This window comes from Paracoccus sp. pheM1 (assembly GCF_018499825.1).
GTDB classification, from domain to species: domain Bacteria; phylum Pseudomonadota; class Alphaproteobacteria; order Rhodobacterales; family Rhodobacteraceae; genus Paracoccus; species Paracoccus versutus.
In genome coordinates this window covers 2,044,138-2,055,710 of sequence record NZ_JAGXCX010000001.1, presented here as the reverse complement: position 1 = coordinate 2,055,710, position 11,573 = coordinate 2,044,138, and the positions used below count along the sequence as shown (strand labels likewise).

The window sequence follows — 11,573 nt, the reverse complement described above, 5'->3', positions numbered from 1 at the left end:
GCCCGCCCTGTTTCGGGCCTTTAACGCCAGACCGCCGCCCACGGGGCACCCCTCGGGCGGACCTTCCGACGAACCAGACCGGGCCGGGCCCGGACCGAAAACAGGACCAACATGTCGATTAGCAAGTCATGGCTGGCGCGCGTTTCCGTGTGTGTGGCTGTCGCCCTTTCCCCTGTCGCAACCACTCCGGCCATGGCCGACGGCAAGCACCAGGTCGCTTATGAAACCAAGTCCGGCCGCGCGACGCGCCAGGCGACCGTCCAGATCAATCCCGCCGATCTGCAATGCCTGTCCGAGGCGCTGTATTTCGAGGCCCGCGGCGAGGGCGTGCAGGGCCAGCAGGCCGTGGCCGAGGTGATCCTGAACCGCGTCGATCATCCGCGGTTTCCCAAGACCGTCTGCGGCGTGGTGAACCAGCGCGGCCAGTTCACCTATAACAAGAACGCCCGCATCCGCGAAAAGGGCACCTACGCCAGGGTGCAACGGGTGGCCATGGCGGCCCTGGCCGGTGCGCCGCGCACCCTGACCAACGGCGCGACCTATTTCCACGCCCGCGGCGTCAGCCCCTCCTGGTCCAAGCGGTTCGAGCGCACGATTCGGATCGGCAGCCATACCTTCTACCGTTCGGATCGCCGGCTGGCCTCGAACTGAGGCGGCGACCCAGGGCGGCGACGCAAATCTGCCATGCCATGCGCGGCCCTGTCCCTTGCGGCGGGGCCGTTTTCCTGAAAACACGGGCGGCATGGACCAGCCTGACCGTATCCACCTGCGCGACTATATCCTTTCGGCCGAGATCGGCGCGTTCCAGACCGAACGCGGCCAGCCGCAGCGCCTGCGCTTCAACATCGACGTGGAACTGGCGACCCATGTCGTCGGCGTCAACGACGAGGTGGACCGGATCCTTTCCTATGACATCCTGACCGGCGCCGTGGCGGCCGGGCTGGCGGATCGCCGCTATGACCTGCTCGAGACGCTGGCCGAGAAGATCGCGGCGCAGATCCTGGCGCATCCGCGCGCGGCGCAGGTCTCGGTCACGGTCGAGAAGCTGGACCGCATCCCCGGCGCGCTGGGGGTGACGCTGGTGCGCCGCCAGGCGCGGGTCGAGGCCGACCAGGTCCGGGCGCCGATCCGGGTGGTCTTTCACGGCTGCGACCTGGCCCTGCCCGAGGGCGCGGTGGCGCTGGTTCCCGATGCGCCGGGCCTGCCGCTGCCGCAGGGCGGCAACCTGCGCGAGATCGCGCTGCTGGCGCTGGACCAGGCCGCCTGGGCCTTGGCCGGCCGCCTGGGGCTGACCGTGGCCGACAGCCGCACCGAGCTGGACTGGGCCGCGACCGAAGGCCGCGCCGTGGTCTGGGCGCCCGCGCGCATGGTGCGCGACGTGGCCGGGCTGGCGGCCGAGCCGCAGGCGCTGGCGCTGTGGCTGGCCGAGCGGCTGGGGGCAAGCCGCCTCGACTGGGCGCTGCCCGAGGGCGCCGCCCAGCCGGCGGTGCCGGCAGGTTTTTGCATTCCGACCGCACGTCTTTGATCTTCGTGCTTGAATCGGCCGTGCGCCGGCGTAGAGACGCAAGGCATGACCGATTACTTCCGCCCCATTCCATCTGAGACGGGCCGCTGGCAGCTGGCCGGCGGCTGGGTGCGTTTCTCGCAATGCGAGCTTTTGCGCCGCGGCGAGGCGCCGCGCGTGGTGGACAGCGCCCCCGATGCGGTGCTGGCGGCGCTGACCGCGCCCCGCGCGCCGCTGCTGGGCCTGTCCCTGGACCGGCCGCGCATCATGGGCATCGTCAATGCCACGCCCGACAGCTTCTCGGACGGTGGCGCCTATGACGGGGCCGAGCAGGCGCGGTTGCTGGCCGCACAGGGGGCCGAGATCCTGGACATCGGCGGCGAATCGACCCGGCCCGGCGCGCGCGAGGTGCCGGTGGCCGAGGAAATCGCCCGCCTTGCCCCCGCCATCGCCGCGGGCCGTGGCCTGGCGGCGATCTCGGTCGATACCCGCAAGGCCGAGGTGGCGCGGGCCGCCATCGCAGCCGGGGCGGGGCTGGTCAACGATGTCTCGGGCTTCGACTTCGACCCGGCCATGGCCGGGACGGTGGCCGCGGCGGGCGTGCCGGTCTGCCTGATGCACGCCCAGGGCATCCCCGAGACGATGCAGGACAACCCGAGCTATGGCGACGTGCTGCTGGACGTCTATGACGCGCTGGCCGAGCGCATCGCGCGGGCCGAGGCGGCGGGCATCCCGCGCGACAGGATCGTGATCGATCCGGGCATTGGTTTCGGCAAGACGCAAGAGCATAATCTGGCCATCCTGCGGCGGATCTCGGTCTATCACGGGCTGGGCTGCGCCGTGCTGCTGGGGGTGTCGCGCAAGCGGTTCATCGGCGGCATCGGCGGGGCCGAGCGGCCGGCGGACCGGGTGCCGGGGACGCTGGCGGTGACACTCTACGGGATCGCGCAGGGCATACAGATCCACCGCGTCCATGACGTGGCAGAAACAAGGCAGGGCCTCGCCCTCTGGCGGGCCGTGACCATATAGACAAGATGAGCGGGGCAAGATGAGCAGGAAACTTTTCGGCACCGACGGCGTGAGGGGCCGCGCCAATACCCATCCGATGACGGCCGAGATGGCGCTGCGCCTGGGTGCCGCCGCCGGCCGCTATTTCCGCCGCAACGGCGAGGATCACCACCGCGTCGTCATCGGCAAGGACACGCGCCTGTCGGGCTACATGCTGGAAAACGCGCTGACGGCGGGGCTGACCTCGACCGGCATGAACGTGCTGCTCCTGGGCCCGGTGCCGACGCCGGCAGTGGGCTACCTGACGCGGTCCATGCGGGCGGATGTCGGCATCATGATCTCGGCCAGCCACAACCCGGCGCAGGACAACGGCATCAAGTTCTTCGGCCCCGACGGGTTCAAGCTGTCCGACGAGGCCGAGGCCGAGATCGAATCCATCGTCGCGGGCGAGATCGTCCCGGCCCAGCCGCAGAACATCGGCCGCGCCAAGCGCATCGACGACGGGCGCGGGCGCTATGTCGAATATGCCAAGACCACCTTCCCCTCGGGCCAGCGGCTGGAGGGGCTGAAGGTGGTGGTGGATTGCGCCAACGGTGCCGCCTATCGCGCCGCGCCGGACGTGCTGTGGGAACTGGGCGCCGAGGTGATCCCGCTGGGGGTTTCCCCGAACGGGCACAATATCAACGACGGGCTGGGCTCGACCCATCCCGAGGCCTGCGCCCGCGCGGTGCTGGAACATGGCGCCGACATGGGCATCAGCCTGGACGGCGATGCCGACCGGGTGATGATCGTGGACGAAAAGGGCCAGGTGGCGGATGGCGACCAGATCATGGCGCTGCTGGCCGACCGCTGGGCGGCGCAGGGCCGGCTGCGCGGCGGCGCGCTGGTGGCGACGGTGATGTCGAACCTGGGGCTGGAACGCTTCCTGCAAAGCCGCGGGCTGCGGCTGGAGCGCACCGCCGTCGGCGACCGCTACGTGGTCGAGCGGATGCGCGGCGCAGGCTTCAACCTGGGCGGCGAGCAATCGGGCCATATCGTGATGACCGACTACGCCACCACCGGCGACGGGCTGATCGCCAGCCTGCAATTCCTGGCGGCGCTGGCGGACAGCGGCCGATGCGCCTCGGACCTGGTGGCGCAGTTCGAGCCGGTGCCGCAACTCCTCAAGAACGTGCGCTATGCCCAGGGCGCCGATCCGCTGTCCCAGGATAGCGTGCAGGCCGAGATCGCGCGGGCCGAGGCGCGGCTGAACGGCTGCGGCCGGGTGCTGATCCGCAAGTCCGGCACCGAGCCCTTGATCCGAGTCATGGCCGAGGCCGAGGACGAGACGGTGCTGCGCGAGGTGGTCGAGAACATCGTCGCGGCGGTCGAGAGGGCCGCCTGACCGTCTGCGCCATCGCGTTGGTGGCGGCGTCGGCGGGAGTATTCGAGAAACCGTGAAACAGGCCTGGGCGCGCCATGGGGGCGCGGCCCGGCATTTTCTCTGTTCCCCAAATACCCATGCGACCGTGCCGGCGTCGCTGCCGTATGGGTATTTGGGGAACAGAGAAGTTCGGGCGCCCGGCTAGAGGGCTGTCGGGTCGTGGTCGTAGAGCCAGGCGAAGCGCTCGATCAGCCGGGTCGGGGCGAGGCGCGAGACGGCGCGCAGCCCGGCATGGGCGACCGCGCGGGTCGGGCCGCGCAGGTGGTAGTTGCGGGCATTGGCATTGGCCGCCTCGACGATGCGTCGGCAGCGCGGCTGGCGCAGCGTCTGGAACCGCGCCAGCGCGGCTTCTTGGTCCGGGCCCGCCTCGAGGCAGGCGGCCAGCACCCAGGCATCCTCGACTGCCATGACCGCGCCCTGCGCCATGAAGGGCAGGGTGGGATGGGCCGCGTCGCCGATCAGCGCCCGCCGGCCGTCCTGCCAATGCGCGGCGACCGGGTGGCGGAAGAGGCCCCAGATGCCGACCTGCTCGACCCGGTCCAGCCAGCCGGGCACCGGGCCGCCGAAGCGGGCGAAGGCGGCGCGCAGCTCGGAGGGCTCGCCAGGGATGGACCAGCCTTCCTCCTGCCAGTCCGGCCGTTCGACCACGGCGACGATATTGCGCTGGCCCTGGCCCAGCGGATAGCTGACCAGGTGCCGGCCCGGTCCCATGAAGACCTGCGCCACCGGCGCGGCATCGGGTTCGGCCGGGATCAGCGCGCGCCAGGCGGTCTGGCCGGTGAAGAAGGGGGTCTCGGGGCCGTTCAGCACCGCGCGCAGGCGGCTTTTCACCCCGTCCGCGCCGATCAGCAGCGGCACCTCGGGCAGTTCGGCGACGTCATGGCCCAGTTCGATGCGGGCGCCGGCTTCGCGCGCGGCCTCTTCCAGCAGGGCGACCAGCCGCGCGCGATGCACGAGGCGGAACGGATCTCCGGGGCGATGCCGCGCCAGGTCCAGCCGCGCCACCATGCGGCCGGTCGAATCGCGCAGCTCGACCCGTTCGGAGGGCAGCGAGATCGCCCGGAACCGGGATTCGAGCCCCAGCGCCGCAAGGACCCGGCACGCATTGGGCGAGATCTGCAAGCCTGCGCCCACCTCGCGCAGGGCGCCGGCGCGTTCCAGCACCGTGACCTCTGCCCCGCGCTGCGCCAGGGCGCAGGCCGCGGTCAGGCCGGCCACGCCTGCGCCGATGATGGTGACGGGGTGATGCTTCAGGCCAGACATGGCGCCCTTGGCTGCGAAAGCGGCCCCCGAAGGGGCCGGCGGGTCAGTCGTCGCGATGCACGCGCTCGCGCCGTTCGTGGCGTTCCTGCGCTTCCAGCGTCATGGTGGCGATGGGGCGTGCGTCCAGCCGCTTGAGGCTGATCGGCTCGCCGGTCATTTCGCAATAGCCGTATTCGCCGGTCTCGATGCGGCGCAGGGCCGCGTCGATCTTGGTCACCAGCTTGCGCTGGCGGTCGCGGGTGCGCAGTTCCAGCGAGCGGTCGGTTTCCTCGGAGGCGCGGTCGGCCAGGTCCGGCACGTTGCGGGCGCTGTCCTGAAGACCTTCCAGCGTTTCCGCGGATTGGTCCAGAAGTTCCTGCTTCCATGCGATCAGCTTGCGGCGGAAATACTCCAGTTGCCGTTCATTCATGAAAGGTTCGTCTTCGGCGGGGCGATAATCTTCGGGCAGAAAGGTCTGGGCTTTCATCGTTCCTCCGGGAGCCGGGCGACTGGATGCCCGATCCTTGGCGCCCGCATAAAGTATGGCAGACCAATTGTCACTAGCCCATTCCGACAGGTTTTCCTCGGCGGCTTGCGAAGCCGGCGGGTGCTGGCTAGGGTCGCGCAGATTGCGCAAAGGACAGGCGAATGCAGTTTTCATCGACCGAAACCTATGTGGCTCCTGCCGACCTGGCCATGGCCGTGAACGCGGCGATCACGCTGGAGCGCCCGCTGCTGGTCAAGGGCGAGCCGGGCACCGGCAAGACCGAACTGGCGCGCCAGGTCGCGGCCAGCCTGGACCTGCCCATCGTCGAATGGAACGTGAAATCGACCACCCGCGCGCAGCAGGGGCTTTACGAATACGACGCCGTGTCGCGGCTGCGCGACAGCCAGCTGGGCGAGGCGCGGGTTCACGACATTGCGAACTACATCCGCAAGGGCAAGCTGTGGCAGGCCTTCGAGGCGCCCGGCAAGGTGGTGCTGCTGATCGACGAGATCGACAAGGCCGACATCGAGTTTCCGAACGACCTGCTGCAGGAACTCGACCGCATGGAGTTCCATGTCTACGAGACCGGCGAGATGGTGCGGGCGCGGCACCGGCCCGTTGTCATCATCACCTCGAACAACGAAAAGGAGCTGCCGGACGCCTTCCTGCGCCGCTGCTTCTTCCACTACATCCGCTTTCCCGACGCCGAGACGCTGAAGCGCATCGTCGAGGTGCATTATCCGGGGCTGAAGCCGCGGCTGCTCGATGAGGCGCTGAGCCAGTTCCTGGAACTGCGCGAGGTGCAGGGGCTGAAGAAGAAGCCCTCGACCAGCGAACTCCTGGACTGGCTCAAGCTGATCCTGGCCGAGGATCTGGCGCCCGAGGATCTGCGCCGCCCCGCCGGCGAGATGCTGCCCAAGCTGCATGGCGCGCTGCTGAAGAACGAGCAGGACGTGGCGCTGTTCGAGCGGCTGGCCTTCATGGCGCGGCGGCAGCGATGATCCGCGCCCTGCGTCCCGAGGACCGCAAGGGCTGGCAGCGGCTTTATGAGGGCTACCAGGCCTTCTATGGTTTCGCGGACCGGCCGCCCTCGTTTTACGACCGCGCCTTTGGCAGGCTGATGGTGCGCAATCCGCACGACTTTCACGGGCTGGTGGCCGAGGCGGACGGCCGGCTGCTGGGCCTGACGCATTACGTCTTTCACCCGAACCTGTGGCGCGACGAGGGGGTCTGCTATCTGCAGGATCTGTTCACCGCCCCCGAGGCCCGCGGCCGCGGCATCGCCCGCGCCATGATCGAAGGCGTCTATGCCGAGGCCGATCGCGCCGGCATCCCCGCCGTCTACTGGCTGACGGCCGAGGACAATTATCCGGGGCGGATGCTCTATGACCGGGTGGGGCAGAAGTCGCCCTTCATTCGCTACAACCGCAAGCTGTAATGCAAGGGGCGGCCCGAAGGGCGCCCCCGCGATCTTCTGTCCCTCGCCTCAGCGCAGGCCGGTGGCTTGCAGCAGGCCCTTGCGCTTGGCCTCGTAGTAATAGCCGCGGGAATACCATTTCACCGCGGCGTCCTTGTTGCCGTCGGCGACCATATAGGCGCCGCGGAGGTATTTGACGCCGTATTTCAGGTTCGTCTCGGCATCCAGCAGCCCGGCGGGCTGGCCGCGATAGCCCATGCCGCGCGCGGTGGCGGGCAGGATCTGCATCAGCCCGTAATAGGGGCCGTTGCGGGCGCCCGGCCGATGGGTCGATTCGCGGATGATGACGCGATGCACCAGGTCCACCGGCACGTCGTATTCCGCGGCGTATTTGTTGATCAGCCGGCGCAGTTCCGGCGTCTCGTTGGGGTGCAGCGCGGCGACCTGGGCCGCCGAGGCGCGGGGTTCGACCAGATAGCGGCGGTCGGGATCGACCCGGTTGTCGCCGCAGGCGCCGACGGCCAGCGTGCCGGCCAGCGCCAACAGTCCGATAATGGATTTCATGACTGCCCCTTGTCTTTTCATTGACCAAGGGATTAGCCGCAGCTGCCAGAGTCGGGGAAATCAAAAGAAAGGACCGCCCGGTTCAGGGGCGGTCCATCGGCGGAAACCCGCCGCAACGCAGCGGCGGTTTCGGTGGCGATCCGCCGATCAGGCGTGGATTGCGCCGTCGCCGCAGGCCAGGGCGGCCTCGCGCACCGCTTCCGAGCAGGTCGGATGCGCGTGGCAGGTCAGCGCGATGTCCTGGGCCGAGGCGCCGAATTCCATCGCCACGCAGACCTCGTGGATCATCTCGCCGGCGTTCGGGCCGATGATGTGGCAGCCCAGGATCCGGTCGGTCTCGGCATCGGCGATCATCTTGACGAAGCCTTCGGCCTGGAACAGGGCCTTGGCGCGGGCATTGCCCATGAAGGGGAACTTGCCGACCTTGACCTTGCGGCCGCTTTCCTTTGCGGCTTCCTCGGTCAGGCCGACCGAGGCGACCTCGGGCGTGGTATAGATCACGCCGGGGATCACGTCGTAGTTCACATGGCCATGCTTGCCGGCGATGACCTCGGCCACCGCCATGCCCTCGTCCTCGGCCTTGTGGGCCAGCATCGGGCCGGGCACCGCGTCGCCGATGGCATAGATGCCCTTGACGCTGGTCTGCCAATGTTCGTCGATCTGGACGAAGCCGCGGTCGGTCAGCGCGACGCCGACCTTGTCGAGGCCAAGCCCCGCGACATAGGGGCGGCGGCCGGTGGCGACCAGCACGCATTCGGCCTTGATCTCATGCTCGCTGTCGTCCTTGCGCAGCTTGTAGGTGACCTCGGCCTTGCCCTTTTCGACCTCGACCTCGGACACCGCGGCGCCGAGGACGAATTTCAGCCCCTGCTTCGCCAGGATCTTCTGGAACTGCTTTTGCACCTCGCCGTCCATGCCGGGGGTGATGGCGTCCAGGAACTCGACCACCGTCACCTCGGCCCCCAGGCGGGCATAGGCCGAGCCCAGCTCCAGCCCGATCACCCCGGCGCCGATCACCACCATCGACTTGGGAATCTTGGGCAGGGACAGGGCGCCGGTCGAATCGACCACCACGCCGGCGGCGTTGTCGACCTCGACCCCCTTCAGGCTGGCCGGTTCCGAGCCCGAGGCGATGACGATGTTCTTCGTCTCATGGATCTGGTCGCCGACCTTGACCTTGCCGGGCGCCTCGATGCTGGCCCAGCCCTTGAGCCAGTCGATCTTGTTCTTCTTGAACAGGAACTCGATGCCCTTGGTGTTGCCGGCGACCGTCTCGGCCTTGTAGCCCTGCATCTTTTCCCAATCGACCTTGGGTTTGGCGCCCATCAGGCCCATCTTTTCGAAATTCTCGTGGGTTTCGTGCAGCATGTGGCTGGCATGCAGCAGCGCCTTGGAGGGGATGCAGCCGACGTTCAGGCAGGTTCCGCCCAGCGTCTCGCGCCCCTCGACGCAGGCGACCTTCAGGCCCAGCTGGGCGGCGCGGATCGCACAGACATAGCCGCCGGGACCGGCGCCGATCACGATCAGGTCATAGGTGGACATTCAGGTCTCCTTGCAGTTCGCGGCGCCTTTCGCGGTGCCGCCCGTTCGATTCAGGTGAATAAGGCGATCAGGATCATCGTCAGCGTGGCGACGAACCCCACCCCCCAGATGACCGAGCGCCAGGGCGACCAGCCATAGGCATAGGCGGGAACATAAAGCAGCCGCGCCAGCAGGTAGCTCCAGGCGCAAAGCACGGTCAGGGCCGAGCCGGCATCCGAAAGCACCACCAGCACGACGGCGATGGTAAAGAGGATCAGCCCCTCGAAATGGTTGTCCACCGCGCGGCGCAGCCGGCCGGTCAGGGCGGAAAACTCGGGCTGGCGGTCGCGCGGGCTGGCGTTCCACTTCGCGCCGACATCGCGGTTCATCGAGGCGGCGGCCAGGCCGATCTGCACGGCCTGCAGCAGCGCGGCCAGCGCCAGGGCGGTGGTCTCGGCGGCCATCAGGCGGTCTCGACGAAATGGAATGCGGTGGCCGAGACGCCGGCCTGGCTGTTGAAGACGCCCGCGGCGCCTTCCAGGTAAGCCTTGGCGGCGGCCGCGTCCCCGACCTGGAACAGCGCCCAGGCGCTCTGGTCGCTTTCGCGCCACAGTTGCAGCAGCGACAGGCCGTTATTGCCGCGATCCTCGGCATCCGCGTCGAAGGCGGCGCGGAAGCGGGCGTAATCGGCGATGCTGTAATGGGCGATCATCTGGGTCATGGAAGACTCCTCCGTTTCGGCCCGGCTTCCCGTCGGGATGAGCGGCAAGGCGGCCCCGTGCGGGTCAACGGAAACAGGCCGGAAAGAGTTGCGCGGCGCCTTGGGCTGGCCGGGGGCGGGCCTGCCGCCCCCGGAAGGCAGGGATCACAGATCCATCAGCAGGCGGCGCGGATCCTCCAGCGCTTCCTTGACGCGGACCAGGAAGGTCACGGCGCCCTTGCCGTCGACGATGCGGTGGTCGTAGCTCAGCGCCAGATACATCATCGGCCGGATGACGATCTGCCCGTCCACCACCACGGGGCGGTCCTGGATCTTGTGCATGCCCAGGATGCCCGATTGCGGCGGGTTCAGGATCGGCGAGGACATCAGCGAGCCATAGACGCCGCCGTTCGAGATGGTGAAGGTGCCGCCCTGCATTTCCGCCATGGTCAGCTTGCCGTCGCGGGCGCGCAGGCCCAGCTCGGCGATCTCCTTCTCGATCCGGGCGAAGCTCTTCTGGTCGGCGTCGCGCACCACCGGGACCACCAGGCCGTTCGGCGTGCCCACCGCCACGCCCATGTGGACGAAGTTCTTGTAGACCACGTCGCCGCCGTCGATCTCGGCATTGACCTCGGGCACTTCCTTCAGCGCGTGGCAGCAGGCCTTCACGAAGAAGGACATGAAGCCCAGCTTGACCTTGTGCTTCTTCTCGAACTGGTCCTTGTAGGTGTTGCGCAGGTCCATGATGCCCTTCATGTCCACCTCGTTATAGGTGGTCAGCATCGCGGCGGTGTTCTGCGCGTCCTTGAGCCGGCGGGCGATGGTGGCGCGCAGGCGGGTCATCTTGACGCGCTCCTCGCGGGCGGCGTCCTCGGCGGAACTCGGCGCGCGCGGCGCCTGGGCCGGGGCCGGGGCGGGCGAGGCGGCAGCAGGGGCGGTAGCCGCGCGGGCCACGTCTTCCTTCATCACCCGGCCGTCGCGGCCGGTGCCGGTGACGGCATCGCGGCTGACCCCGGCCTCGGCCATGGCCTTCTTGGCCGAAGGGGCGTCCTCGACATCCTTGCGCGGCGCGGGCGTTTCCGGGCCGGCGCCGGGCGATTGCACGGCGGCTGCGGCGGCCGCGGGGGCCTCGGCCTTGGGGGCCGCGGTCGCGCCTTCGGTGATGATGGCCAGCCTGGCGCTGGCCTCGACCGTCGCGCCCTCGGGGGCGAGGATCTCGGCCAGCACGCCCGCGGCGGGGGCCGGCACCTCGACCGAGACCTTGTCGGTCTCAAGCTCGCACAGCATCTCGTCCTGCGCGACCGCGTCGCCGACCTTCTTGAACCAGGTCGCGACCGTCGCTTCGGTCACGCTTTCGCCCAGGGTGGGCACCATCACGTCGACGGATTTTCCGCTCATCTTCCTCTGTCCTTCCTGAGCCTTGGTGCCCGCATCAGCCTTGGGCAACATTTCTTCCGGGCCGGCATCGCCCTGTTCCATGATCTGCGCGAGCAGCGCGTTCGGCGCGACCACCGTGCCCTCGGGCGCGACGATCTCGGCCAGCTTGCCGGCGACGGGCGAGGGCACCTCGACCGTCACCTTGTCGGTTTCCAGCTCGCACAGCATTTCATCCACGGCGACGCGGTCGCCCGGTTTCTTGAACCAGGTGGCCACCGTCGCCTCGGATACCGATTCCCCAAGCGTGGGGACGCGTAGTTCCACTGCCAT

Annotated in this window: 13 protein-coding genes; 6 read left to right on the top strand and 7 right to left on the bottom strand. The window is 68.8% G+C overall.

Annotation, left to right across the window (positions count from 1 at the left end):
- The first annotated feature begins 192 nt into the window (after nucleotides 1-192).
- The 4 genes from KF941_RS10505 (at nucleotide 193) to glmM (ending at nucleotide 3,896) form a co-directional block, all read left to right on the top strand.
- Nucleotides 193-651 (top strand): cell wall hydrolase, encoded by a 459-nt coding sequence (locus KF941_RS10505; RefSeq protein WP_240540279.1) that lies wholly within the window; start codon nucleotides 193-195, stop codon nucleotides 649-651.
- 91 nt (nucleotides 652-742) lie between these two features.
- Nucleotides 743-1,525: a dihydroneopterin aldolase gene (locus KF941_RS10500; RefSeq protein ID WP_214273289.1), complete on the top strand. Its 783-nt coding sequence runs from the start codon at nucleotides 743-745 to the stop codon at nucleotides 1,523-1,525.
- A 45-nt stretch (nucleotides 1,526-1,570) separates the two neighbouring features.
- Nucleotides 1,571-2,533, top strand: coding sequence for a dihydropteroate synthase (gene folP / locus KF941_RS10495; RefSeq protein ID WP_214273288.1), 963 nt, complete (start codon nucleotides 1,571-1,573; stop codon nucleotides 2,531-2,533).
- A 19-nt stretch (nucleotides 2,534-2,552) separates the two neighbouring features.
- Nucleotides 2,553-3,896: a phosphoglucosamine mutase gene (gene glmM / locus KF941_RS10490; RefSeq protein WP_114535118.1), complete on the top strand. Its 1,344-nt coding sequence runs from the start codon at nucleotides 2,553-2,555 to the stop codon at nucleotides 3,894-3,896.
- A gap of 180 nt (nucleotides 3,897-4,076) precedes the next feature.
- Here glmM and KF941_RS10485 read toward each other — a convergent pair whose 3' ends face one another.
- The gene (locus KF941_RS10485) at nucleotides 4,077-5,255 is read right to left on the bottom strand and encodes an FAD-dependent oxidoreductase (RefSeq protein ID WP_346428997.1); all 1,179 of its coding nucleotides are present in this window, start codon (nucleotides 5,253-5,255) and stop codon (nucleotides 4,077-4,079) included.
- Nucleotides 5,242-5,664 carry an RNA polymerase-binding protein DksA gene (dksA, locus tag KF941_RS10480; RefSeq protein WP_036750287.1) on the bottom strand — a complete coding sequence of 141 codons (423 nt, stop codon included), beginning with the start codon at nucleotides 5,662-5,664 and terminating at the stop codon, nucleotides 5,242-5,244. The genes KF941_RS10485 and dksA overlap by 14 nt, the downstream gene beginning before the upstream one ends.
- A gap of 161 nt (nucleotides 5,665-5,825) precedes the next feature.
- Here dksA and KF941_RS10475 point away from each other — a divergent pair, with 161 nt between their 5' ends.
- Complete coding sequence (locus tag KF941_RS10475) at nucleotides 5,826-6,665, top strand: MoxR family ATPase (protein WP_036750285.1); 840 nt, start codon at nucleotides 5,826-5,828, stop codon at nucleotides 6,663-6,665.
- Nucleotides 6,662-7,102, top strand: coding sequence for a GNAT family N-acetyltransferase (locus KF941_RS10470; RefSeq protein ID WP_214273285.1), 441 nt, complete (start codon nucleotides 6,662-6,664; stop codon nucleotides 7,100-7,102). Before KF941_RS10475 ends, KF941_RS10470 begins: the two co-directional genes overlap by 4 nt.
- Before the next feature lie 48 nt (nucleotides 7,103-7,150).
- Here the strand turns inward: KF941_RS10470 and KF941_RS10465 are convergent, their stop codons facing one another.
- The 5 genes from KF941_RS10465 to odhB form a co-directional block, all read right to left on the bottom strand.
- Nucleotides 7,151-7,645, bottom strand: coding sequence for a lytic transglycosylase domain-containing protein (locus KF941_RS10465; protein WP_036750279.1), 495 nt, complete (start codon nucleotides 7,643-7,645; stop codon nucleotides 7,151-7,153).
- Between the two features lie 147 nt (nucleotides 7,646-7,792).
- Entirely contained in the window at nucleotides 7,793-9,187 is a 1,395-nt protein-coding gene (lpdA, locus tag KF941_RS10460; RefSeq protein ID WP_114535120.1) for a dihydrolipoyl dehydrogenase, read from the bottom strand.
- A gap of 50 nt (nucleotides 9,188-9,237) precedes the next feature.
- Nucleotides 9,238-9,630 (bottom strand): MAPEG family protein, encoded by a 393-nt coding sequence (locus tag KF941_RS10455; protein WP_036750274.1) that lies wholly within the window; start codon nucleotides 9,628-9,630, stop codon nucleotides 9,238-9,240.
- Nucleotides 9,630-9,887: a hypothetical protein gene (locus tag KF941_RS10450; protein WP_036750271.1), complete on the bottom strand. Its 258-nt coding sequence runs from the start codon at nucleotides 9,885-9,887 to the stop codon at nucleotides 9,630-9,632. The genes KF941_RS10455 and KF941_RS10450 overlap by 1 nt, the downstream gene beginning before the upstream one ends.
- Before the next feature lie 144 nt (nucleotides 9,888-10,031).
- Entirely contained in the window at nucleotides 10,032-11,573 is a 1,542-nt protein-coding gene (gene odhB, locus KF941_RS10445) for a 2-oxoglutarate dehydrogenase complex dihydrolipoyllysine-residue succinyltransferase (RefSeq protein WP_072461037.1), read from the bottom strand.

Coding starts and splice junctions, on each gene's coding strand:
- KF941_RS10475 (WP_036750285.1), top strand. CDS start 5,826: ATGCAGTTTTCATCGACCGAAACCTATGTGGCTCCTGCCGACCTGGCC.
- folP (WP_214273288.1), top strand. CDS start 1,571: ATGACCGATTACTTCCGCCCCATTCCATCTGAGACGGGCCGCTGGCAG.
- dksA (WP_036750287.1), bottom strand. CDS start 5,664: ATGAAAGCCCAGACCTTTCTGCCCGAAGATTATCGCCCCGCCGAAGAC.
- KF941_RS10450 (WP_036750271.1), bottom strand. CDS start 9,887: ATGACCCAGATGATCGCCCATTACAGCATCGCCGATTACGCCCGCTTC.
- KF941_RS10465 (WP_036750279.1), bottom strand. CDS start 7,645: ATGAAATCCATTATCGGACTGTTGGCGCTGGCCGGCACGCTGGCCGTC.
- KF941_RS10505 (WP_240540279.1), top strand. CDS start 193: ATGGCCGACGGCAAGCACCAGGTCGCTTATGAAACCAAGTCCGGCCGC.
- KF941_RS10455 (WP_036750274.1), bottom strand. CDS start 9,630: ATGGCCGCCGAGACCACCGCCCTGGCGCTGGCCGCGCTGCTGCAGGCC.
- KF941_RS10500 (WP_214273289.1), top strand. CDS start 743: ATGGACCAGCCTGACCGTATCCACCTGCGCGACTATATCCTTTCGGCC.
- odhB (WP_072461037.1), bottom strand. CDS start 11,573: ATGGCAGTGGAACTACGCGTCCCCACGCTTGGGGAATCGGTATCCGAG.
- glmM (WP_114535118.1), top strand. CDS start 2,553: ATGAGCAGGAAACTTTTCGGCACCGACGGCGTGAGGGGCCGCGCCAAT.
- KF941_RS10470 (WP_214273285.1), top strand. CDS start 6,662: ATGATCCGCGCCCTGCGTCCCGAGGACCGCAAGGGCTGGCAGCGGCTT.
- lpdA (WP_114535120.1), bottom strand. CDS start 9,187: ATGTCCACCTATGACCTGATCGTGATCGGCGCCGGTCCCGGCGGCTAT.